The following is a 368-nucleotide window of genomic DNA, read 5'->3' as shown; positions in this document are numbered from 1 at the left end:
GTGCCGGAGATGATGCCGGTCTTGGGATCGATGGTCAGGCCCGGGGGCAGGCCGGTGGCCGAGTACGTCAGTACGTCGCCCGTATCCACGTCCGAGAATTGACCGGAGATGTCGACCGGGGTGATGGCCTGGCCGTCGTTGCCCGATTGATCGTCAAGCGTGACACCCGGGGTCAGGATCGGGGTGTCGTTGGTGCCGGTGATCGTGACCGTCAGGGTTGCGGTCGACGTACCACCTTCGCCATCGGAGACGGTGTAGGTGATCGACGACGTAGCCGTCTGGTTTGCGCCCAGGTTGTTGAAGGCCGAACCAGGATTGAACGAGTACGAACCGTCAGCGTTCAGCGTGAAGGTGCCACCGTTGGAACC

General features: G+C 62.8%; 1 protein-coding gene. It reads right to left on the bottom strand.

Going from position 1 to position 368, the window contains the following annotated elements; all coding sequences use genetic code 11:
- Positions 1-368, bottom strand: a 368-nt coding sequence (locus ASD71_RS25985) for a putative Ig domain-containing protein (protein ID WP_056571293.1), incomplete at both ends; no start/stop codon positions are given.

The organism is Achromobacter sp. Root565 (assembly GCF_001427425.1).
Classification (GTDB): domain Bacteria; phylum Pseudomonadota; class Gammaproteobacteria; order Burkholderiales; family Burkholderiaceae_B; genus Achromobacter; species Achromobacter spanius_D.
The sequence above is the reverse complement of the archived record's forward strand: the minus strand, read 5'-3'. Positions and strand labels throughout refer to the sequence as shown.